The following is a 20,718-nucleotide window of genomic DNA, read 5'->3' on the forward strand; positions in this document are numbered from 1 at the left end:
CCTGGCCGGGAGAAGGCCAGGCAAACAGTGCCACAATCGCCGCCATGTTCTGGACCTTGCCAACCATCATGACCTGGACGCGGATCGTCGCGATCCCGCTGATCGTGGGCGTCTTCTACCTGCCCATCGCCGAGCCGATGCGCAACCTGCTCGCCACCGTCATGTTCGTGGTGTTCGCGGCAACCGACTGGCTCGACGGCTTCCTGGCGCGCCGGCTCAACCAGACCTCCGCCTTCGGCGCCTTCCTTGACCCGGTGGCCGACAAGTTCCTGGTTTGCGCCTCGCTGCTGGTGCTGGTGCACCTGAACCGCGCCGACGTGTTCGTCGCGCTCATCATCATCGGGCGCGAGATCGCCATTTCGGCGCTGCGGGAGTGGATGGCGCAGATCGGCGCCGGCAAGAGCGTGGCCGTGCACATGATCGGCAAGGTCAAGACGGTGGTGCAGATGGTCGCCATTCCTTTCCTGCTCTATGACGGAGTGCTGTTCGATCGCATCGCCACGGGGCTGTGGGGGCAGTGGCTGATCTGGTTGTCGGCCGTGCTCACGGTCTGGTCGATGGTGTACTACCTCCAAAAGGCGATTCCCGAAATCCGGGCGCGCGCCAAATGAACGTGGCCGCGCGTGCCGCGGGTTCGTTGCGGGCGATGCCGGCGGTGTTCGTGCTCATCTGGAGCACCGGGTTCATCGTGGCGCGCTATGGCATGCCGTATGCCCCGCCGCTGAAGTTTCTGCTCGTGCGCTTCGTGCTGAGCTTCCTGTGTTTCGCGCTCTGGACCTGGGTGGCACGCGTGCCGCTGCCGCGCAGCCGTGCGCAGTGGGGACATCTGGCCGTGACCGGCGCGTTGATGAACGCGGGCTACCTTGCCGGCGTATGGGCCGCAGTGCATGCCGGCATGGGGGCAGGGCTGATCGCGCTGCTGGTGGGTGTGCAACCGGTGCTCACCGCCGTCTGGCTGGCGTCGCAAGGCGGCACTGTCTCGCGCAGGCAATGGGCCGGTCTGGCTTTGGGATTCGCAGGGTTGGTGATGGTGGTGATGCGCAAGCTCGCCCAGGGTGGCGAGGTCAACGCGTTGACCATGGGGCTGGCTGTGGCCGCGCTGCTGTCCATCACCATCGGTACACTGTACCAAAAGCGGTTTGTCGCGGCCTGCGATGTGCGCAGCGCGAACATGGTGCAACAGGGTGCGGCATTGCTCGTGACGCTGCCCTTTGCGCTTCTGGAAACTCAGGCGATCGACTGGAATGTCTATTCGGCCGGTGCCATGGCCTGGTCGGTGCTGGTGCTCACGCTCGGCGGCAGTTCGTTGTTCTACCTCCTGATCCAGCGCGGCACGGCCACCGCCGTCACCAGCCTGCTGTACCTCGTGCCGCCTTGCACGGCCCTGATGGCGTGGTTGTTCTTCGACGAACCGGTCACGGTGCTCACTCTGGCAGGCACGGCGCTGACTGCGATCGGCGTCAGCCTGGTGGTGCGCGACGGCCGTCCGGCGGCAGTTTCGCGCGGTTGATCGGCGCGGCCGGTTTCCACGGCTCGCCGCGAAAGCGTTCCAGCAGGAAGTCGACCAGCAGTCGGGTGCGGCGTGGCGTGCGCGGCTGCCAGGGCGCGATCCAATGGATGTCGGCGTCCGGCATCGCATAGGCAGGCAGCAGGCGCACCAGCGCGCCACTGGCGAGTTGGGGCGCAATGTCCCAGAGGCTGCGCAACATGATGCCGCGGCCGGCCAGGCACCAGTCGCGCACCAATTCGCCTGAATTGCTCGACAGCGGTCCTCGCACGCGGACCCGTACGAGGCGGGGTTCCTTGGCCTGCTGCAACGCCCAGTGTTCATATCGCTGCCGGTCGGCGTCTCCGTTTTCCTGGACGACCAGGCAGTCATGGCTCTCCAGATCGGCCGGTGTGGCCGGCGTGCCCCGTTGGGCGAGATAGGTCGGTGCGGCGACCAGCACGCGCTGGTTGCGCGCGAGCCGGCGAGAGGTCCATTGCGTGGCACGCGCGCCCTGCACCGGCCACAGCCAGATGGCGCCGTCGTAGCCTTCGGCGCTGAGGTCGGGCAGGTGTTCGGTCAGCTGGATCTGCACCTGTACGGCGGGATGCCGTTGCTGGAAATCGGCCAGGGCCGGACCGACCCAGCGTCGCCCAAAGCCCAGTGTGCCGGCCAGCCGGATGCTGCCCGCGACCGTACTCTGTCGCTCGCTGAGTTCGGACTCCAGCGCGGCAAAGCCTTCGAGCAGCCGTTGTGCATGCCGGCAAACCGCTTCACCCTCGGCCGTCAGGCTGAGCCGGCGCGTGGTGCGCGCGAACAACCGCTGGCCGATGCGCGTTTCCAGCGCGGCCAGGCGCTTGGTGACGACCGACGGCGCAACGTTCATGGCTTCGGCCGCAGCGGACAGGCTGCCGCGCTCGCGGATGGCCAGCACCAAGGTCAGGTCCGCTCGATCCATTCCGGCTTTCATGGAAATAATGAATTCACCGATTGTTTCTTGATTCAGGCGAAGGTGCAACGCACAATTCGCGGGTGCTGAACCACTTCACCTCTTTCGACATCGTGCGCGATGGCGTCGCGCTGCACGGCCGCGTGGGCGGAACCGGTCGTCCATTGCTCCTGCTGCATGGGCATCCGCAAACGCATGCAATCTGGCATCGCGTGGCGCCGGCCCTGGCTGCCCACTTCACCGTGGTGCTGATGGACCTGCGCGGCTACGGCGATTCGGGCCGGCCCGCGCCCGACCCGGCGCATCGCAACTACAGCAAGCGTGAAATGGCGCTCGACGCGCTGGCCGTGATGCGGCACCACGGTTTCGATCGCTTCCAGGTGCTGGCGCACGACCGCGGCGCGCGCGTGGCGCATCGGCTGGCGGCAGACCATCCGAGTGCGGTCGAACGGCTCATGGTGCTGGACATCGCGCCCACGCTCGGCATGTACGCCAACACGTCCGAAGCCTTTGCGCGCGCTTACTGGCACTGGTTCTTCCTGATTCAGCCGCCACCACTGCCCGAGGCGCTGCTCGATGCCGATCCGGCGCGCTACGTGCGCAGCGTGATGGGCGGGCGGCATGCCGGTCTCGCGGCTTTCGCGCCAGAGGCGCTTGCCGAGTACGAGCGTTGTGCTGCGCTGCCGGGGGCGTCGGCAAGCATCTGCGAGGACTATCGCGCGTCGGCCACCATCGATCTCGACCACGACCGCGAGGACGTGGCGGCGGGTCGCCGCCTCGCGATGCCGCTGCGGGTGTTGTGGGGCGAGCATGGCGCCGTGGGCAAGTGCTTCGATGTGCTTGCGCTGTGGCGCGAGCGTGCCGACGATGTGGCCGGGCAGGCGTTGCCTTGCGGCCACTATGTACCCGAAGAGGCGCCCGATGCACTGTTGCGCGAGGCGCTGGCCTTCTTCCATTCCTGAAACCGAGGACCTCCATGAGCAAGAAAAGAATCGCAGTCATCGCTGGCGACGGCATCGGCAAGGAAACCATGCCCGAGGGTCTGCGTGTGCTCGACGCGGCATCGCGCAAGTTCGGCATCGACCTGCAGTTCGACCACTTCGACTTCTCGAGCTGGGACTACTGCGAGAAGCACGGGAAGATGCTGCCCGACGACTGGAAGGACCAGATCGGTGGCCACGACGCCATCTATTTCGGCGCGGTCGGCTGGCCCGAGAAGATTCCAGACCACATCTCGCTGTGGGGCTCGCTGCTGCTGTTCCGCCGTGAGTTCGACCAGTACATCAACCTGCGTCCGGCGCGCCTCATGCCCGGCATCGTTGCGCCGGTGGTGCGCCGCGACGGCACGGCGCGCGCGCCGGGCGAGATCGACATGTACATCGTGCGCGAGAACACCGAGGGCGAGTATTCCAGCATCGGCGGCCGCATGTACGAGGGCACGCCGCGCGAGATCGTGGTGCAGGAAACGGTGATGTCGCGCATTGGCGTGGACCGCGTGCTGAAGTTCGCCTTCGAGCTGGCACAGTCGCGTCCTAAGAAGCACCTGACCAGCGCGACGAAGTCGAACGGCATCTCGATCACCATGCCGTACTGGGACGAGCGCGTCGCCGCGATGGCCAAGAACTACCCCGGCATCACGCTCGACAAGTTCCACATCGACATCCTCACGGCGCACTTCGTGCAGCGGCCCGACTTCTTCGACGTGGTGGTGGCGAGCAACCTGTTCGGCGACATCCTGTCGGACCTCGGGCCGGCCTGCACCGGCACCATCGGCATTGCGCCGAGTGCCAACCTGAATCCTGAGCGCACCACGCCTTCGCTGTTCGAACCCGTGCATGGCTCGGCGCCCGACATCGCGGGCAAGGGCATCGCCAACCCGATCGGCCAGATCTGGTGCGGTGCGATGATGCTTGAATTCCTGGGGCACAAGGATGCGCATGACGCGATCCTGGGTGCCATCGAGCGCGTGCTCGCGCCCGGCAGCGGCGCGCCGCGCACACCGGACATCGGGGGAACGGCGCACACCGCCGACCTCGGGCGAGCGATCGCCGAGGCGCTTTGAAGCCTGGTTCACAAAAGCCCCTAAAATCGCGCCTCTCGCGGGGCCAAGCGGCCAGGTGTCTTATTGACACCCCGTAGCCCTGTGGTTTTAATCGTCCTCGGCGGTCCGCTGCCGATGCGTCGGCCGGCCGCTCCCACTTTTCGCAACCCCTGGCGCGTGCCAAGGTGCCGGTAACGTACTGACGACACCTGATCAACATTTATCCTACAAGGGGCCCTTGTGAACAAGACCGAACTGATTGAGCACATCGCTAACAACGCCGACATCTCCAAGGCCGCAGCCACCCGCGCGCTGGAGTCCACGATCGGTGCCATTCGGACGACGCTCAAGAAAGGCGGCTCTGTGTCGCTGGTCGGATTCGGCACGTTTGCCGTCGGAAAACGCGCTGCGCGCACCGGCCGCAATCCAAGGACCGGAGAAGCGATTAAAATCAAGGCTGCCAAGATTCCGAAGTTTCGTCCAGGCAAGGCGCTCAAAGACGCGCTGAACTGAAGGAAGCTTCCCGGGGGTGCTTAGCTCAGTTGGTAGAGCGTCGCCTTTACACGGCGCAGGTCGGCGGTTCGAGACCGTCAGCACCCACCACCCAAAAGGCAATGAAATCAAGGGCCCGGAGCGATCCAGGGCTCTTTTTCTTTGGCCGGTCGGTCCGCTGCAACAGCCGTCCCCAGTCCAGGTGCAATGGCGCGGCGCATGCCGGGGACGTGGGTAAAATCCAGCGCAGCCCGTATCGCCGTCAGGCGGACCGGGTTGGCCGCTGACGTGACAAGGCGAACTCCCGTTCGCCTTTTTTCGTTTCTTGCCCCGGCATCCTTCCAAGAGAGTGTTCAAGCATGTTTGAGTTCTTCCGCAAGTACAACAAGATCGTCATGGTGCTCTTGTTCTTGCTGATCATTCCGTCGTTCGTGCTGTTCGGCGTCGATCGCTATCAGGGCGATACCAAGGGCGAAAAGGTCGCTACCGTCGACGGCCATGACATCACCCGCCCCGAGTGGGACTTGCAGCATCGCAACGAGGTGGGCCGCATCCGCGAGCAGGCACCGAACATCGATCCTGCGCTGCTGGACTCCGACGCGGCGCGCTACAGCACGCTCGAACGCATGGTGCGCGACCGCGTGCTGGCCGCCGCCGCCGCCAAGGCCAACATCACCGTGTCGGAAGAGCGCCTGGCACGGCTGTTTGCGGAGGACAGCGGACTGGCTTCGTTCCGCACGGCCGACGGTAAGTTCGACCGCGAACGCTTCGTGATGGTCACTGGCCGTACGCCGGAACAGTACGAAGCGTCGGTGCGTGCCGATCTGTCGACCCAGCAGGTGCTGCTGGGCATCTCGGGCACGGCATTCGCAACGCGGGCGCAGGCCGATCTCGCACTCAATGCCTTTTTCGACCGCCGTGAAATCCAGGTGGCGCGGTTTGGCCCTGCTGACTTCTCCTCGAAAGTCAGCGTGAGCGATACCGATGTCGAGGCCTATTACAAAGAGCACGCCTCGCAATTTCAGGCACCCGAGCAGGTGAATATCCAGTATCTGGTGCTGGACCTGGAGGCTGCCAAGAAGAATATCGTGGTGAGCGAAGCGGACCTGCAAAGCTATTATCAGCAGAACGGCGCGCGCTTTGGAAGCAAGGAAGAGCGTCGTGCCAGCCACATTCTCATCAATGCACCCACCGGTGCCAGCGCCGCCGACCGCGAAAAAGCCCGTGCAAAGGCCGAGCAGTTGCTGGCGCAGGTGAAAAAGGATCCGGCGTCGTTTGCTGACGTCGCGCGGAAGAATTCACAGGATCCCGGTTCTGCCGAAAAAGGTGGCGACCTCGATTTCGTGACGCGCGGCGCGATGACCAAGCCTTTTGAAGATGCGCTGTTTGCGCTGAAAAAGGGCGAAATCAGTGGCGTCGTCGAAACCGAATTCGGCTATCACATCATCGAACTCACGGACATCAAGCCCACCGTGATGCAGCCTTTCGCGCAAGTGCGCAGCGCCATCGAGAACGAAGTGCGCAGCCAGCAGGCGACGCAGGAATTCGCCAAGGCCGCCGAAGTGTTCACCGATGCGGTCTATCAGCAACCCGATACGTTGCAAGGCGCGGCGGACAAGTTGAAGTTGCCGATCCAGACGGCGAACAACGTGCCGCGTGTGCCTGCGCCGGGCGCCACCGGTGCCTTGGCGAGCCGCAATTTCCTTGCGGCCCTGTACGCGCCCGAGGCATTGGAGCGCAAACAAAACACCGAAGCCATGGAGATTGGCCCGAATCAGTTGGCGTCGGGTCGTGTGACCCAATATTCCCCAGCCCGTACGCTGCCACTGGCCGAGGTCAAGGATCGGGTGCGTGCACAACTGATGTCCGAAAAGGCGGCGGCATTGGCCAAGACCGAAGGGCAGGCCAAGCTTGCGGCGTGGCAGGCCAATGCCACAGGGGCTGCATTGGCGTCTTCGGTCGCCGTATCGCGGCTCGAAACCCAGTCGCTGCCCCAGCCACTGATCGAGGCTGCGCTGCGTGCGGATTCCACCAAGCTCCCGGTCCTGGTGGGTGTCGATCTGGGTTCGCAAGGTTACGCCGTGGTGCGAGTCAATAAGCTCAGCCCACGCGCGGCACCCGCAGGACCGGCCGCTCAGCAGGAACTCGAGCAGTTCACGCAAGCCATGAGCAGTGCGGAAAACGCGGCTTACTACAACCTGCTCAAGGAGCGCTTCAAGGCCCACATCGCCGTACCGAAGCCTGCGGATCCGATTCTGGGCGCAACACGCTGATTTTCAGGCTATAATTCAAGTCTCTGCGGTGGCTGTAGCTCAGTTGGTAGAGTCCCAGATTGTGATTCTGGTCGTCGTGGGTTCGAGTCCCATCAGCCACCCCAAGTTATACCGGTAGTGCCGGGCACAATTCATATGTGCTTTCGGTACAAGTCACAAAGCCCAGTCGCTCAGCGCCTGGGCTTTTTGCGTTTGCTGGGGTCTGTGTGCATGAGGGCTGGATCGCTTGCTGGTTTGACGAGCGTCCAGGCGCTTTTCCTTTCTTTTTGTAGGGTTATTTTCATCCTTGCCTCTGTGTGCCGAACGGGCCACTCGCGCATCCAGCCGTGGGGGCTTGTCACCAGAATTAGGGATTGACACGGCGCCGAAGACACGTCGCGTTAGGCAACGCAAGCCCGCGCCAGTATTGGTTTTTTTGGGTATCTGCACGCTATTCGAACACAGGCTTGCAACGCCGATTGGGTCGCGACGCAGTACCGTCTTCATGACTCGACTTGCAAGAGACGCGAACTTTTTACTCAAGATGCTTGCAGTAATAGTAAACTCAATTAGAATTCCGCCATCTAATTGAGGACCTTACACATGTCGTCGACGCTTGCTGATATCAATTCCCAGATCAAGAAGAGTGAAGAGCAGATTGCTCAATTGCGCAAGCAGGCTGAAGAGCTGCGCAATCACGAACGCGCGGGAGTCATTGAAGAACTGCGCAAGAAGATTGCCGAATACGGCCTGAGCGCCGCAGATCTCAAGTTGGGTGGTGCGCGATCGCCTGCCACCAAACGCGGTGCGGGTGCACCGGCCGCCAAGGCGGAAGCCAAGTACCGCAGCCCCAATGGCGAAACCTGGTCGGGCGGCCGTGGACGCAAGCCCCGTTGGGTGACCGAGGCCCTCGCTGCTGGCAAGTCGCTGTCTGATTACGAAATCAAGTAACGTTGCGTAAATAAAAAAACCCGCCATTTGGCGGGTTTTTTTATTGGACGTCGGGTTCCCGTCAGTTTGTCATCACCAGTTTGCCTTTGACGCCGCGCGAACCCATGTGCGCATAAGCCTCTTTCAATTCGGCCATCGGCATCGTGCGGTCGATCACGGGTTTGATTTTTCCTTGCCCATACCAACTGGCCAATTCGGCCATCATTTGCGCGTTGGCCTTGGGCTCGCGTTTGGCAAAATCACCCCAGAAAACGCCTACCAGTGAGGCGCCCTTGAGCAGCATCAGGTTGAGCGGGAGCGATGGAATCGGACCGGCGGCGAACCCGACGATCAGATAGCGGCCACGCCATCCAATGGACCGGAAGGCGGGCTCTGCAAAATCTCCGCCCACTGGGTCATAGATCACGTCAGGCCCTTTGCCATCGGTCGCCGCCTTGACGGCGTCACGAAAGCCGCCCGGCAGCGCATGGGTGGTGTAGTTGATGCTCGCGTCGGCGCCGATCGATTCGCACAGGGCGCATTTTTCATCGGTGGATGCGGCAGCGATGACGCGCGCGCCCGCAGCTTTGGCAATCTGGATGGCCGCCGTGCCGACGCCACCCGCGGCGCCTAGCACCAGCACCGTTTCACCGGGCTTGAGTTGTGCGCGGTCCATCAATGCGTGCCATGAGGTGGCGTAAATCATGATGAAGGCTGCGGCATCGACATGACCGAAGCCGTCGGGCAAAGGCATGCACAGGGCAGCGGGCGCCAGGGTGTGCGTACCGAAACCACCCGTTCCCGACAGGCAGGCAACGTTCTGGCCCACCTTCAGGTGCGTCACGCCTTCGCCCACCGCACTCACCACGCCGGCGTATTCGGAGCCCGGCACGAAGGGCAGGGGAGGCTTCATCTGGTACTTGTTCTGAACGATGAGCAAGTCTGGAAAGTTCAGGCTCGCGGCTTTGATCTCGATGAGAACCTGTCCAGGCCCGGGTGTCGGCGTGGGCAGTTCCTTCCAGGTGAGTGCATCGACGCCAGTGGGTGTTTCGCAAAGCCAGGCATGCATGCATGTCTCCTTTATGTGAATGAGTGGTGAACGAACGGGGTTTTCTGAGCGGTCAAACAGGGCATGATAGGTGGCTGCGCAGGGCGCTGTTGTCCCTGTCGTGACCGCGTTTCGCGGCCTACAATTTTGTGCATTCCCAGACGCCATGAAGATACTCATTTCCAACGACGACGGCTTCCAGGCTCCCGGTATCGTGGCGCTTCATGATGCGCTCAAGGACATTGCCGAGGTCGAGGTCATTGCTCCCGAGCACAACAACAGCGCCAAGTCCAATGCCCTCACGCTGTCGGCACCGCTGTACATCCACCAGGCGCACAACGGTTTTCGCTACGTGACCGGCACGCCGGCAGACTGCGTGCACATCGCCCTCAAGGGTGTGCTGGGCTATCGGCCCGACCTGGTGGTTTCAGGCATCAACAATGGTGCCAACATGGGCGACGACACCATCTATTCGGGTACGGTGGGTGCCGCCATGGAGGCCTATCTGTTCGGCATCCCCGCCATCGCCTTCTCGCAGATCGAAAAGGGCTGGGCGCATGTCGATGCCGCTGCGCAGGTCGCGCGCAGGCTGGTCCAGCAGATCGAGCGAGAACGCATGACCGAGGGCCCCGCCTGGCTCCTCAACGTGAATGTGCCCAACAGGCCGCTGGACGCGCTCAAGCCGATCAAGGTCTGCCGCCTCGGGCGTCGGCACGCGGCCGAAAAAGTCATCGTTCAGGACAACCCGCGTGGCGACACGATGTACTGGATCGCCGGCGCTGGCGGCGCCAAGGACAGTGGCGAGGGCACCGACTTCCACGCTACGTCCGAAGGTCACATTGCCTTGACACCGCTGCAGATCGACCTGACCGACCATGCCAATCTCGGCCAGTGGCGCGAGACGGTGCAGCGCCTGGTGGGCTGAGTGGCGACCCAACGCCCCGGCTTTCCGGTCAAGCTGACGCCTACGGCCGCGGCTGCCACGCGGGGCGTCGGTCCTGCCATGCCGGTGCGGCCGATGAGCGTGTCGGCCACGCCGTCGATGGCGTCGGCTGCAGTGCGCGCGCGCATGGTGCAGCGGCTTGCCGCGCAAGGCGTGGCCGATGCCCGTGTGCTTCGCGCGATGGGGACGGTCGAACGGCACCTTTTCGTTGACAGCGCTCTGGTCAACCAGGCTTATGAGGACACCAGCCTGCCCATTGGCCTGGGGCAGACCATCTCCAAACCCAACGTCGTGGCCCGCATGATCGAATTGCTGCTGGGCGCGCCGGCACTCGCCAATCAGCCGGAAGAGAGGTTGGGGCGGGTGCTGGAAATCGGCACCGGCTGCGGCTATCAAGCCACGGTACTCAGCCATGTGGCCCGCGAGGTGTACAGCATCGAGCGGCTGCGCGGGTTGCACGAGCGCGCGCGGGTCAACCTGCGCCCATTCCGGCTGGCCACCGTGCACCTGTTGTTGGGCGACGGCATGATCGGCTATGCCAAAGGGGCGCCGTACGCCGCCATCATCGCTGCAGCAGGGGGGGAGTCGGTGCCTCAAACCTGGATCGACCAGTTGGCGGTGGGCGGCCGCATCGTTGCGCCTACGCAGTCGGCCGCTGGCGGGCAAGCGCTCGTCGTGATCGACAAAACACAAGCCGGGCTCCAGCGCAGCGTGCTGGAGGCCGTTCATTTTGTGCCTCTAAAATCGGGAATTGCTTGAAGGGACAACACATGCAGGGTATTGGCAAACGAAGCTGGCTCGCCGGCGTCACATCGGTGATGGCATTCGTGATCGCGGGCTGTACCGCGACCGGCGGACCCGCCCCGGTGGAAGATCGCGGCACCACTTCGCGCGCGCCGGCGGCCGCCGGGCTAGGCGTGCCACCGATCACGACCGACGCATCAGGCAAGCCACTGCCGGGCATCGAGAACTACGGAAAGCCCGGCTACTACGCGGTGCGTCCGGGTGACACGCTGCGCCGCATCGGCACCGAGACGGGTCAGAGCTGGCAGAACATCGTTCGCTGGAACAACCTGGAGAACCCCGACCGGATCGAGGTGGGTCAGGTGCTGCGTGTGGTGCCGCCGGGCGCCAATGCAGATGCCTCTGGTGTGGTCACGCGGCCCGTTGTTCCGCCGGCCGTGTTGGCGCCTTCGAGCGGCGCCAGCGCCTCGGCGTCCGCCGCACCCTCGAGCCGATCCGCAACGCCCGCCGCCACGGGCGGCGACGAGGATGTGGGCTGGATCTGGCCCGTGCACGGGCCGCTGATCGCCGGCTTCGACGAAGCCAAGAACAAGGGCCTGGACATCGGCGGCAAGGCCGGCGACCCTGTGCTGGCCGCTGCGGATGGCCGGGTTGTGTATTCTGGCGCGGGCCTGCGTGGCTATGGCAACCTGATCATCCTCAAGCACAACAACACCTATCTCACGGCGTATGCCCACAACCAGACGCTGTTGGTGAAGGAAGACCAGTCGGTGCAGAAGGGCCAGAAGATCGCCGAGATGGGCAACAGCGATGCCGACCGGGTGAAGCTGCACTTCGAAATCCGTCGCCAGGGCAAGCCGGTCGATCCGGCGCGTTACCTGCCAGCCAAGTAATTCGGTTTCCCAGGTGCGGCAGGGCGGCGACGCCCCCGCACCCTGAGACAATCCGTGCATGACGGATACGACAGACATAAAAAAAGGGGATGCCCCTGCCCCCGATGAATGGCTCCATGTCGAGTCGCTCGACCTGGACGCGCAAGGCGTGGCCCACAAGTCCGATGGCATGGTGGTTTTCATTGAAGGTGCACTGCCCTTCGAAGAAGTTCGGCTGAACGTCCACCGCCGCAAGAACAATTGGGAGCAGGGCACGGTCACCGCGATCCGCCGCGAGTCTTCGCAGCGCGTGCGTCCCGGGTGCCCGCATTTCGGCCTTCATACGGGCGCGTGTGGCGGTTGCAAGATGCAGCATCTGGACGCAGCCGCGCAGGTGGCTGTCAAGCAGCGTGCGCTCGAAGACAACCTCTGGCATCTGGGCAAGGTGCGCGCGCAGAACGTGCTGCGTCCTCTCGAAGGCCCGGCTTGGCACTACCGCTACCGCGCCCGCCTGTCGGTGCGCCATGTGGTCAAGAAGGGCACGGTGCTCATCGGCTTTCACGAGCGCAAGAGCCGCTATCTCGCCGACATGACGGTCTGCCCCGTGCTGCCGCGGCAGATCAGCGACATGCTCGTCCCGTTGCGGGCGCTGATCGGGTCCATGGATGCGCGCGACACCTGCCCGCAGATCGAGTTGGCTTGCGGTGACGCACCCGGAACCACACGCCTGGGTGCCCGTGCGCTGGTACTGCGGCATCTGGCGCCGCTCTCGGATGCCGACATCGGCCGGCTGCGCGCATTCGCTGCCGCCCACGAAGGCGTGCAATGGTGGCTGCAGTCCAAAGGGCCGGAGACGGTCAAGCTGCTCGACGGCGACGTCATGCCGCTGTCCTATGAACTGCCCGCGTTCGGCGTCACGATGCCGTTCAAGCCTACCGATTTCACGCAAGTGAACCCGCACATCAACCGCGCGTTGGTCGGGCGGGCGCTGCGGCTGCTCGACGTGCAGCCGGATGAGCGCGTCATCGACTGGTTCTGCGGCCTCGGAAATTTCACGCTGCCGCTGGCCACACGCGCACGCGAGGTGCTGGGCATCGAAGGCAGCGACACCTTGGTGGCACGTGCTACCGACAACTACCAGCGCAACCGGCCCGCCGGTGCCGTGCGTGGCGCGCTTGCACCCACGCGCTTTGTGGCGCGCAACCTGTTCGAGATGACACCCGCCATGCTGGTGGCCGACGGCGCGGCTGACAAGTGGCTGGTCGACCCGCCGCGGGAAGGTGCTTTTGCGCTCGCCAAGGCACTCGCCGATCTGCACCAAGAGACCGAACCCCACGCGGACAACTGGACGCCGCCCCGCCGCATCGTGTACGTCAGTTGCAATCCGTCGACGCTCGCGCGTGACGCCGGACTCCTGGTCCATCAGGCTGGCTACCGCTGCACCTTTGCCGGCGTGGTGAACATGTTCCCGCACACGGCTCACGTGGAGTCGATCGCCGTCTTCGACCGGGAATAGATATGGCAGGGAAGCCATGGCGTGAGAAAAGCCGGCGGACATTAAAAAAGGCCCGAAAGGGCCTTTTTTAATGGTTGAACTGGCGTCTCGCCTCAGTCGCGCTCGCCGCCCATGATGCCGAGCAGTGCAAGCAGGCTCTGGAACACGTTGAACAGGTCCAGGTACAAGGCCAGCGTGGCGCTGATGTAGTTGGTTTCGCCCCCGTCGATGATCTGCTTGAGGTCGTACAGCATGTAGACCGAGAAAATGCCGATGGCTGCCATCGAGATGGCCATCATCCCCGCGCTGGACCCCACGAACACATTGATCACCGCACCGACCACGAGCACCATCGCGCCGACGAACAGCCACTTGCCCAGGCCGGAGAGATCGCGCTTGATCACCGTGGCCAGCGATGCCATGACGAAAAACACGCCCGCCGTGCCGCCGAAGGCGGTCATGATGAGCTCGCCCCCATTGCGAAAGCCCAGCACCATGGCGATGAGCCGAGAGAGCATCAGACCCATGAAGAAAGTGAAGCCCAGCAGCACGGGCACGCCCGCGGCAGAATTCTTGGTTTTCTCGATGGCGTACATGAAGGCGAAGGCCCCGCCCATGAAGACGATCAGGCCCAGGCCGCCGGTGAGCGCGCGGGTGATGCCGGTCGCCACGCCGAACCATGCGCCCAGCACGGTGGGCACCAGGCTCAGGGCGAGCAGCCAGTAGGTATTGCGCAGCACGCGCTGGCGTTCGGCCTGCGGCAGCGTCTGGCCGAAGCCGACGCGGGTGTCAAGGGTGGTGACGCGGTCGTCCATGGCAATGATTCCTTGGGAGTGGGTCTGCAGGCATGCAGATGCCCTCATTTTAGAAGGATGCAAGGGCGCTGCGTGACAAATCGCGTGGGGTCCGCCCTCGGCCACTGCGGCGGGCCTGTGCCGACGGTATGCTCGACGTTTCCAGCCAACTCTGCATTCCATTCTTACCATGAAGACCAAGTCCTACCTCGAACTCGCCGACGTCAAAGCCATCGCAGCAGCGGCAGAGGCTGAAGCGCTCAAGAACGCCTGGGCCGTGACCATTGCCATCGCCGACGATGCGGGCAATCTGCTGTGGCTGCAACGGCTGGACGGTGCCGCAGCCCTGTCGTCGCACATTGCCCCCGCCAAGGCCCACACGGCCGCCATGGGTCGTCGCGAGAGCAAGGTGTATGAAGACATCATCAACGGCGGCCGCACTGCATTCCTGACGGCCCCCGTGGTCCAGGGCCTGCTCGAAGGCGGTGTGCCGATCGTCAAGGATGGCGAGGTGATCGGTGCGGTCGGCGTGAGCGGCGTCAAGTCGAATGAAGACGCGCAGATCGCCAAGGCGGGCATTGCCGCCCTCGGCCTCTGAGCATCTGACCGGCACGGCCGGCCATGAAAGCAAAACGCCGACCCTGGGTCGGCGTTTTCATGAGTGCATCAAGGTGGAAAAAAAGCTTGGCTGGTGGCGAACCGTTGGCTAGCAAAAAAACGACCCGTTGGAGATGGTTCTCCAGGAGTCGCCCCACGATGAAACTTGCGAGGGTGGAGACGTGATCCTGCTTACTTGGTGAGGATCAGTTTGCCGAGTTTGGTGGCCTGCAGGCGGTACAACGAGCCGTTGTGCATGATGGCGACCGTTTTGCTGCCCTTGAGCAGTTCGGCGCTCTCTAGCAGATGCGCTGGCCGTGCGGCTGGCACAGAACCACCGCCGGCCTGATCCAGCGAGGAATGGCTCAACACGGGAAGTGCGGTGGGTTTGCTTTGCATCGAGAACTCCTTCTGACGATTCGATGTAGCAATGATAATGATTCGCAATAAAAAATCAATCGCCGAGATGAATCTTTTTGTATGGCGACGTCGATCGCTTACTTCGCGTCGGGCTCCGTGATGAAGCCGATCTTGCGCACGCCGGCTTCGCGCGCCGCCGACATGGCCTGTGCCACACGCTCATAGCGCACCGCCTTGTCGCCGCGGATGTGCAGTTCGGGTTGAGGGTCCTTGGCGGCCTCAGCCGCCAGCATCGGCTTGAGCGCGGTGTCGTCGATCTTGTTCTCGTTCCAGTAGTAACTGCCATCCGCCGCAATGGTGAACAGGATGTTCTGCGGCTTGGCCACTTCGGGTTCGCTGGTGGCGCGTGGCAGGTCGATGTTTACCGCGTGCTTCATCACAGGCACCGTGATGATGAAGATGATCAGGAGCACCAGCATGACGTCGACCAGCGGCGTCATGTTGATCTCGTTCATCACCTCATCGGGCTCGTCTTGGGTTCCGAAAGCCATGGTGCTCAGCCTTTCTTGAGAGGCACGACAGTCGGTGCGTCACTGCTGCTCTGCACCCTGGCACCGGTCACGAAGTAGGCGTGCAGGTCGTGGGCGAAGCTGTTGAGCTTGGTCAGCACGAACTTGTTGCCGCGTACCAGGGCGTTGTAGCCAAGCACGGCAGGGATTGCCACCGCCAGGCCGAGTGCGGTCATGATGAGCGCTTCGCCGATCGGGCCCGCGACCTTGTCGATGGTGGCCTGACCCACGGAGCTGATGCTCATGAGGGCGTGGTAGATGCCCCACACGGTACCGAACAGGCCGATGAACGGGGCGGTCGAGCCGACCGAAGCGAGCACGGCCAGGCCAGTCTGCAGGCGTGCCGTGAATTCGTCGATGCCGTTGCGAAGTGCGCGTGTGATCCAGTCGCTCACGTCCAGCGCGTCATGCAGATGCACCTTGGTGTTGCGGTGGTGGGCGGCAGCCTCGCGGCCTTCAAGCGCCAGTGCGCGGAACGGGTTGCTCGGATCCTTGCCGAGCTTGTCCAGTGCCGTGGCGAAGTCCTCGCTGTGCCAGAAGTCCTGCGAGTTGTTGGCGTGACGTTTGTACTTGATGACGTCCAGTGCCTTGATCAGGATGACGATCCACGATGCCAGGGACATGCCGACCAACAGCACGGCGACGGCCTTGGTGACGAAGTCGCCCTGACTCCACACGTTCATCAGGCCAAATTGGGAATCCATACGAAGCTGCTCCAGAGAAAAATTAGTTGAGAACCCAGTTGATCGGTACGTTGAACTCCATGGGTTCAACCACCCCATTGCGCTTGCCCGGCACGAAGCGCCAGCTCATCACCGCAGTGCGCGCCGCCTCGTCGAGTCGCTCGTAGCCGCTCGAGGTGCGGATGCTGGCGCTCTTGGGCAACCCATCGATGCCGATGAGCACGCGCACGATCGTCTTGCCCTGTTCGCCCAGACGCTTGCTCATGGACGGATACACCGGCTTCGGGTTCTGCAGGTAGTCGGCGTCGGTGGACGGCAACTGGACGCTGGGCGGCGCCGGAGGCGCGGGTGGTGGTGCTTGCGGGGCCGGCGGGGCTGGCGGCGCAGGAGGTGCCAGAGGTGGCGCAGGCGGCTGCGGCTCGGTCACGCCAGTCGGCGCGGCAGGCGCTGGCCGGGGGTCGCGGATTGCCATCGGCCTGGGCGGTGGCGGCGCCTTCGTCACCTTGGGCTGCGGAGCCGGTGGAGGAGGCGGCGGCGGTGGGGGCGGTTCCTTGGGCTTGGGCGGCTCGATGAACTCGCTCAGGATCTCCACCGGGATGATGATGTCGGCCGCCTTGCGGATCAGGCCGCTTTGGAGCGCCCACAGTGCGGCGACGTGAAAGAGGATGACGCCGCCCGCAATGGCGACATTGCGGGACATGCCCAGCACAGAGCCGGGCGGAGAAGAGAAGCGGTCAGACACGGTCCACCATTCGAACATGGGGACGCCGAAACGTTCCCGATACAGCACAACCGCTGATTATTTGCGAAAGATCCACCAGGCAGAACTGGCGACGAAGATCAGGCTGCCAGCGAGCGATGAGAGGAGTGCCATGCGTTGCTTTCCTGGACGGAATTGGCAAGCTGGATGGTCCGGGTACCGTCGTCGCGATGAAGCGACGCCATCGGGTGGGACACACTGCACTGCGCGACCACATCGCGCGCGCAGCCTTCACAACGTCCACACTGAGTGGCAACGCCGAGTTCGAATTGCACTTCGTCAAACGTCATGCCCGCGCGCACGTGGCGTGCAATTTCGCGATCTGACACTCGGCGGCACACGCAAACGATCATGGAAGTGAAGGCGCTTTGGCTGGCTGGTTGAAGAGGCCTGATTATAAATACGAATTTTTCGCATTTGCAATAGCTATCGCGCTTCCCTGTCTGACGGAAGGGGTTAGACCTGTGACCACATCCGCAGAAGGTTGTGGTAGTGGCCAGTGAGGGCCACCGATTCCTCTGACTCGCCATGGCGCGCGCGCAGCCGTTGGATGGCCTGGTCGAGCTCGAACAGCATCGCGCGTTGGGCGTTGTCGCGCACCATGCTCTGCAGCCAGAAGAACGCGCATACGCGTGCTCCACGCGTGACCGGTGTCACCTGATGCAGGCTGGTGGAGGGGTAGAGGATCAGGTCGCCGGCGGGGAGCTTGACTTCGTGCACGCCATAGGTGTCGACCACCTCCAGTTCGCCACCCTCGTAGTCGTCGGGGTCGCAAAGGAAGAGCGTGCAGGACAGATCGGTGCGCAGTTGCTCGCCAGTACCGGGTACCGTGCGAAGGGCCCCGTCGACATGCAGGCCGTAATGCTCGCCACCTTCATAGCGGTTGAACAGTGGCGGCACGAAGCGCAGCGGCAGGGCTGCCGAAAAGAACAAGGGTTGGCGTGCCAGTGCCGCCAGTACGGTGCGTCCGAGCGACTGGCTCACGGGCGAGTGCTCGGGCAGCTGGCGGTTGCGCTTGACCTGGGCACCCTGGGGGCCCACGGTTTCCCGGCCGTCGATCCAGTCGGTGGCGTCGAGCGTAGCGCGCAGTTCGCGTACCTGATCGGTGGTCAGAACCTCGGGGACATGCAGCATCATTTCATGTGCCTCTGAATGGAAAAAGCCCCGGACTGGACGGGCCGGGGCTGGGAGTTTCGCACCCGAGCGGGCGCGACGGCTTGACCAGGGTCAGAACGCGAAGTTGGCGGTGATGCGCGCGGTGCGCGGTGCGCCGGGCGTGTAACGGTAGCCGCTCTTGTTGATCGCCGCGATGTATTCCTTGTCGAACACGTTGTACAGGTTGAACTGCAGGTCCAGGTTCTTGTTGACGCGGTAGGAGGCCATGGCGTCGACCACCCAGTACGCGTCTGCCATCGCCGGCGTGCCGACGGCGCCGTCGGTGCCGCGCTTGATCTCGCCGGTGTAGCGTGCACCGCCGCCGATCGTCAGGCCGAAGGGCAGTCGGTAGGTGGTCCACGACGTGAAGGCCTTTTCGGGCGTGTAGACCAGGACGGCCGTGCCGTCGGCTGCAACGGCCGGCCCGCTCAGCACGGTGGCATTCATCGTGGTGAAGCCGGCGCTCACGCCCCAGTTGTCGGTGATCGCGCCCGCCACGCCCAGTTCGATGCCCTGCACGCGCTTCTTGCCGGTCTGGTAATACACAGCGGTGTTGGTCGGGTCCTGCACCACTTCGTTGCTGACTTCGGTGCGGTAGAGCGCGGCGGTGACGGCCAGCTTTTTGTCGACCAGATCCCACTTGGTGCCGACTTCAGCCGTCTTGGCCTTTTGCGGCAGGTAGTTGGTGTTGGCCGCGCTGTTGGCCGCTGTGCTCAGCGCAAAGTTGGAGCCGCCCGGTGGCTGGGCCGCCGTGCCATAGGCCGCGTAGATGCTGCCGTTGTCGGTCGGTTTGTAAACCACACCGAGCTTGCCGGTGATGAGGTTGTCGGAGGTGCTCAGCGAAGACGACACCAGCGTGCCGACCGGCAATGTTGGGTTGCTGGTGGCCGTCGAGCGCGTGCCGGCGAGGTAGTCGGTGTTGTAGTGGTCCAGCCGCAGGCCGCCGGTCAGCGACCATTGCGGGCTGAGCTTGACCGTGTCGAAGACGTACAGGCCCACCGTGTCGGTCGTGCCCTTGCTGTCCGCACCGTTGCGGACGCGGCGATAGCCGCTCACGTTCGGGTCGGGGTTGTACAGGTTGGCTGCGGGCCAGGAGCCGTTGCCTACCGGCGTGCCGTTGGCGGTGGCGTTGGCACCGAAGTAGCCGTAGCTGTCCTGCTCCTCGCGCATGAGTTCGAGGCCCGCATTGAGCGAATGGCCGATGCTGCCGGTGTTGAACTTGGCACTCACGCTCGTCTGGTTGGCGAAGATCTTGTTGACCTGGTCCTTGTTGGTCGGCAGGCTGCGGGCGATCGTCCAGCCCGCCGGATTGGAAGCACTGGGCGTCACGAGGTTGGCCGTGCTTCCCATGAACGCGGTCAGCATGTAGTCCTGGGACGTCTTGCCGTAGCGCGTGGTGTTGCGCAGCGTGACGTCCGAGGTCAGGTCGTGTTCGATGCGCGCGGTGAACAGGTCCGACGTGACGTTGTCGAAGTCGGATGTGGTGCCGTAGAAGTTGCTCGAATCGACGCGCGCCGCAGTGCTCAGAAATCCGCGGTTGGCGGCCGGGCTGGAATAGCCCGGCAGGCCGATGGTCGGCACGCCGCCGTCGGGTATGTTGCGTTGCTCGACATGCACATAGTCGAGGAACACCCGCGTCGGGCTGTTCAGGCCGAAGGCCAGCGACGGCGCAATGGCGGTGCGCTTGTTCTTGACCACATCGCGGCCGGCCACACCGGCATCTTCGCTCATGGCATTCAGGCGGAAGGCCGCACCGATACCGTTCTCGCCGCTCAGGGACTTGTTCCAGTCCAGGCTACCGCGCTTGTAGTCGGCGCTGCCCAGGCCCAGCGAGCCCGAGAAGCTGTCCTGCATCGACGGCTTCTTGGTGATCAGGTTGATGTAGCCGGTAGGCGAGGTGCGACCCACGTCGGTGCCCGATGGGCCCTTGACCACTTCGACTTGCTCGATGTTGAAGGTATCGCGCGAGATCGAGCCTAGGTCACGGATGCCGTCCACGAAGATGCTGCTGGAGCTGTCGAAGCCGCGCATGTACACGGCGTCGCCCGTGTTGGTGTTGCCGTTTTCGCCCAGGAAGAAAGTGCTGACCCCCGGCGTGTTGCGCAGCGCTTCGGTGAGTGTGGTGGCGCCTTGCTCGCGGATGAGCTGCTCCTTGATCACCGAAATGGTCTGCGGTGTGTCCACCAGCGGGGCGGTGAATTTGGTGTTGGCCGAGGTGTCGGCCTTGTAGTCGGCTGCCGCCGAGTCCTGCACGCGCACTTCTTTGAGGGTGTTGCTGCTGGTTTGGGCAGCGACGGGCAGCGACAGCGCCACCAGCGTGACGGCTGCCACGCTGCTCAGTTGCGACGCGGAGCGCGCGCCAACGTGTTTACGGCTTTTTATGTAGGAATGGGCCATGGGTCGTTCTCTGAAAGACGGGAGGAAGCGAGAACTCGACTGGCGGGTCCGCGACTCCCCTCAGACGGATGTCAGGGAGCGGGATTGGCTTGCAGAGTGGGTTCGGTCAGCAAGCTGTCCGAATGGGAGTCGATGATAATGAATATCAATA

Annotated in this window: 22 protein-coding genes and 2 tRNA genes; 14 read left to right on the forward strand and 10 right to left on the reverse strand. The window is 63.6% G+C overall.

All coding sequences use genetic code 11. From position 1 onward, the window contains the following. Positions 1-44 precede the first annotated feature (44 nt). Together pgsA and J2W36_RS10860 are read left to right on the forward strand one after the other, a co-directional pair. Complete coding sequence (gene pgsA, locus J2W36_RS10855; protein WP_307689744.1) at positions 45-611, forward strand: CDP-diacylglycerol--glycerol-3-phosphate 3-phosphatidyltransferase; 567 nt, start codon at positions 45-47, stop codon at positions 609-611. Beyond that, positions 608-1,510, forward strand: a complete 903-nt coding sequence (locus J2W36_RS10860; RefSeq protein ID WP_307689745.1) for a DMT family transporter — start codon at positions 608-610, stop codon at positions 1,508-1,510. The genes pgsA and J2W36_RS10860 overlap by 4 nt, the downstream gene beginning before the upstream one ends. Here J2W36_RS10860 and J2W36_RS10865 read toward each other — a convergent pair. Further along, entirely contained in the window at positions 1,461-2,444 is a 984-nt protein-coding gene (locus tag J2W36_RS10865; protein WP_307689746.1) for a LysR family transcriptional regulator, read from the reverse strand. The genes J2W36_RS10860 and J2W36_RS10865 overlap by 50 nt on opposite strands. A gap of 77 nt (positions 2,445-2,521) precedes the next feature. Here J2W36_RS10865 and J2W36_RS10870 point away from each other — a divergent pair, with 77 nt between their 5' ends. The 7 genes from J2W36_RS10870 to J2W36_RS10900 all read left to right on the forward strand — a co-directional run bounded on the left by J2W36_RS10870 (position 2,522) and on the right by J2W36_RS10900 (position 8,171). Then, entirely contained in the window at positions 2,522-3,397 is an 876-nt protein-coding gene (locus tag J2W36_RS10870; protein WP_307689946.1) for an alpha/beta fold hydrolase, read from the forward strand. 14 nt (positions 3,398-3,411) lie between these two features. Continuing rightward, positions 3,412-4,497, forward strand: a complete 1,086-nt coding sequence (locus J2W36_RS10875) for a tartrate dehydrogenase (RefSeq protein ID WP_307689747.1) — start codon at positions 3,412-3,414, stop codon at positions 4,495-4,497. A 219-nt stretch (positions 4,498-4,716) separates the two neighbouring features. Next, positions 4,717-4,989, forward strand: coding sequence for an HU family DNA-binding protein (locus J2W36_RS10880; protein WP_307689748.1), 273 nt, complete (start codon positions 4,717-4,719; stop codon positions 4,987-4,989). A gap of 14 nt (positions 4,990-5,003) precedes the next feature. Continuing rightward, positions 5,004-5,079: transfer RNA gene (locus tag J2W36_RS10885), tRNA-Val, on the forward strand. Between the two features lie 248 nt (positions 5,080-5,327). Then, a complete protein-coding gene (locus J2W36_RS10890) occupies positions 5,328-7,241 on the forward strand; it encodes a SurA N-terminal domain-containing protein (RefSeq protein ID WP_307689749.1) in 1,914 nt (637 codons plus the stop codon). Between the two features lie 28 nt (positions 7,242-7,269). Then, positions 7,270-7,345: transfer RNA gene (locus J2W36_RS10895), tRNA-His, on the forward strand. A 478-nt stretch (positions 7,346-7,823) separates the two neighbouring features. Next, positions 7,824-8,171 carry an H-NS histone family protein gene (locus J2W36_RS10900; protein ID WP_307689750.1) on the forward strand — a complete coding sequence of 116 codons (348 nt, stop codon included), beginning with the start codon at positions 7,824-7,826 and terminating at the stop codon, positions 8,169-8,171. A gap of 61 nt (positions 8,172-8,232) precedes the next feature. Here the strand turns inward: J2W36_RS10900 and J2W36_RS10905 are convergent, their stop codons facing one another. Further along, on the reverse strand, positions 8,233-9,219 hold the full coding sequence (locus J2W36_RS10905; RefSeq protein ID WP_307689947.1) for an NADPH:quinone oxidoreductase family protein: 987 nt from the start codon (positions 9,217-9,219) through the stop codon (positions 8,233-8,235). 145 nt (positions 9,220-9,364) lie between these two features. On the opposite strand from J2W36_RS10905, the gene surE reads away from it, so the two are divergent. Genes surE through rlmD form a run of 4 tightly spaced genes read left to right on the forward strand, consistent with a single transcriptional unit; the run spans position 9,365 to position 13,273 of the window. Continuing rightward, positions 9,365-10,123, forward strand: coding sequence for a 5'/3'-nucleotidase SurE (surE, locus tag J2W36_RS10910; RefSeq protein WP_307689751.1), 759 nt, complete (start codon positions 9,365-9,367; stop codon positions 10,121-10,123). Then, positions 10,124-10,900 (forward strand): protein-L-isoaspartate(D-aspartate) O-methyltransferase, encoded by a 777-nt coding sequence (locus tag J2W36_RS10915; RefSeq protein ID WP_307689752.1) that lies wholly within the window; start codon positions 10,124-10,126, stop codon positions 10,898-10,900. It begins immediately after the preceding gene. Between the two features lie 11 nt (positions 10,901-10,911). After that, positions 10,912-11,778: a peptidoglycan DD-metalloendopeptidase family protein gene (locus J2W36_RS10920; RefSeq protein ID WP_307689753.1), complete on the forward strand. Its 867-nt coding sequence runs from the start codon at positions 10,912-10,914 to the stop codon at positions 11,776-11,778. 58 nt (positions 11,779-11,836) lie between these two features. Then, entirely contained in the window at positions 11,837-13,273 is a 1,437-nt protein-coding gene (gene rlmD, locus J2W36_RS10925; protein ID WP_307689754.1) for a 23S rRNA (uracil(1939)-C(5))-methyltransferase RlmD, read from the forward strand. A gap of 92 nt (positions 13,274-13,365) precedes the next feature. Here the strand turns inward: rlmD and J2W36_RS10930 are convergent, their stop codons facing one another. Continuing rightward, a complete protein-coding gene (locus J2W36_RS10930; protein WP_307689755.1) occupies positions 13,366-14,067 on the reverse strand; it encodes a Bax inhibitor-1/YccA family protein in 702 nt (233 codons plus the stop codon). 169 nt (positions 14,068-14,236) lie between these two features. Here J2W36_RS10930 and J2W36_RS10935 point away from each other — a divergent pair, with 169 nt between their 5' ends. Continuing rightward, on the forward strand, positions 14,237-14,644 hold the full coding sequence (locus tag J2W36_RS10935; RefSeq protein ID WP_307689756.1) for a GlcG/HbpS family heme-binding protein: 408 nt from the start codon (positions 14,237-14,239) through the stop codon (positions 14,642-14,644). A gap of 191 nt (positions 14,645-14,835) precedes the next feature. Here the strand turns inward: J2W36_RS10935 and hemP are convergent, their stop codons facing one another. The 7 genes from hemP to J2W36_RS10970 all read right to left on the reverse strand — a co-directional run bounded on the left by hemP (position 14,836) and on the right by J2W36_RS10970 (position 20,567). Continuing rightward, positions 14,836-15,042: a hemin uptake protein HemP gene (hemP, locus tag J2W36_RS10940; RefSeq protein WP_307689757.1), complete on the reverse strand. Its 207-nt coding sequence runs from the start codon at positions 15,040-15,042 to the stop codon at positions 14,836-14,838. Between the two features lie 98 nt (positions 15,043-15,140). Further along, positions 15,141-15,554 (reverse strand): ExbD/TolR family protein, encoded by a 414-nt coding sequence (locus J2W36_RS10945; RefSeq protein WP_307689758.1) that lies wholly within the window; start codon positions 15,552-15,554, stop codon positions 15,141-15,143. Positions 15,555-15,559: 5 nt separating this feature from the next. Beyond that, entirely contained in the window at positions 15,560-16,276 is a 717-nt protein-coding gene (locus J2W36_RS10950; RefSeq protein ID WP_307689759.1) for a MotA/TolQ/ExbB proton channel family protein, read from the reverse strand. A 22-nt stretch (positions 16,277-16,298) separates the two neighbouring features. After that, a complete protein-coding gene (locus tag J2W36_RS10955; protein ID WP_442478261.1) occupies positions 16,299-17,015 on the reverse strand; it encodes an energy transducer TonB in 717 nt (238 codons plus the stop codon). An 80-nt stretch (positions 17,016-17,095) separates the two neighbouring features. Continuing rightward, positions 17,096-17,368 (reverse strand): (2Fe-2S)-binding protein, encoded by a 273-nt coding sequence (locus J2W36_RS10960; RefSeq protein WP_307689761.1) that lies wholly within the window; start codon positions 17,366-17,368, stop codon positions 17,096-17,098. Between the two features lie 103 nt (positions 17,369-17,471). Beyond that, complete coding sequence (locus tag J2W36_RS10965; RefSeq protein WP_307689762.1) at positions 17,472-18,152, reverse strand: Fe2+-dependent dioxygenase; 681 nt, start codon at positions 18,150-18,152, stop codon at positions 17,472-17,474. Between the two features lie 90 nt (positions 18,153-18,242). Beyond that, the gene (locus tag J2W36_RS10970) at positions 18,243-20,567 is read right to left on the reverse strand and encodes a catecholate siderophore receptor Fiu (protein ID WP_307689763.1); all 2,325 of its coding nucleotides are present in this window, start codon (positions 20,565-20,567) and stop codon (positions 18,243-18,245) included. Positions 20,568-20,718 lie beyond the last annotated feature (151 nt).

Origin of the sequence: Variovorax ginsengisoli, from assembly GCF_030811835.1 — a bacterium.
GTDB lineage: Bacteria > Pseudomonadota > Gammaproteobacteria > Burkholderiales > Burkholderiaceae_C > Variovorax > Variovorax ginsengisoli_C.

Coding starts and splice junctions, on each gene's coding strand:
- pgsA (WP_307689744.1), top strand. CDS start 45: ATGTTCTGGACCTTGCCAACCATCATGACCTGGACGCGGATCGTCGCG.
- J2W36_RS10860 (WP_307689745.1), top strand. CDS start 608: ATGAACGTGGCCGCGCGTGCCGCGGGTTCGTTGCGGGCGATGCCGGCG.
- J2W36_RS10865 (WP_307689746.1), bottom strand. CDS start 2,444: ATGGATCGAGCGGACCTGACCTTGGTGCTGGCCATCCGCGAGCGCGGC.
- J2W36_RS10875 (WP_307689747.1), top strand. CDS start 3,412: ATGAGCAAGAAAAGAATCGCAGTCATCGCTGGCGACGGCATCGGCAAG.
- J2W36_RS10890 (WP_307689749.1), top strand. CDS start 5,328: ATGTTTGAGTTCTTCCGCAAGTACAACAAGATCGTCATGGTGCTCTTG.
- J2W36_RS10900 (WP_307689750.1), top strand. CDS start 7,824: ATGTCGTCGACGCTTGCTGATATCAATTCCCAGATCAAGAAGAGTGAA.
- J2W36_RS10905 (WP_307689947.1), bottom strand. CDS start 9,219: ATGCATGCCTGGCTTTGCGAAACACCCACTGGCGTCGATGCACTCACC.
- surE (WP_307689751.1), top strand. CDS start 9,365: ATGAAGATACTCATTTCCAACGACGACGGCTTCCAGGCTCCCGGTATC.
- J2W36_RS10920 (WP_307689753.1), top strand. CDS start 10,912: ATGCAGGGTATTGGCAAACGAAGCTGGCTCGCCGGCGTCACATCGGTG.
- rlmD (WP_307689754.1), top strand. CDS start 11,837: ATGACGGATACGACAGACATAAAAAAAGGGGATGCCCCTGCCCCCGAT.
- J2W36_RS10930 (WP_307689755.1), bottom strand. CDS start 14,067: ATGGACGACCGCGTCACCACCCTTGACACCCGCGTCGGCTTCGGCCAG.
- J2W36_RS10935 (WP_307689756.1), top strand. CDS start 14,237: ATGAAGACCAAGTCCTACCTCGAACTCGCCGACGTCAAAGCCATCGCA.
- hemP (WP_307689757.1), bottom strand. CDS start 15,042: ATGCAAAGCAAACCCACCGCACTTCCCGTGTTGAGCCATTCCTCGCTG.
- J2W36_RS10945 (WP_307689758.1), bottom strand. CDS start 15,554: ATGGCTTTCGGAACCCAAGACGAGCCCGATGAGGTGATGAACGAGATC.
- J2W36_RS10950 (WP_307689759.1), bottom strand. CDS start 16,276: ATGGATTCCCAATTTGGCCTGATGAACGTGTGGAGTCAGGGCGACTTC.
- J2W36_RS10955 (WP_442478261.1), bottom strand. CDS start 17,015: ATGTTCGAATGGTGGACCGTGTCTGACCGCTTCTCTTCTCCGCCCGGC.
- J2W36_RS10960 (WP_307689761.1), bottom strand. CDS start 17,368: ATGATCGTTTGCGTGTGCCGCCGAGTGTCAGATCGCGAAATTGCACGC.
- J2W36_RS10965 (WP_307689762.1), bottom strand. CDS start 18,152: ATGATGCTGCATGTCCCCGAGGTTCTGACCACCGATCAGGTACGCGAA.
- J2W36_RS10970 (WP_307689763.1), bottom strand. CDS start 20,567: ATGGCCCATTCCTACATAAAAAGCCGTAAACACGTTGGCGCGCGCTCC.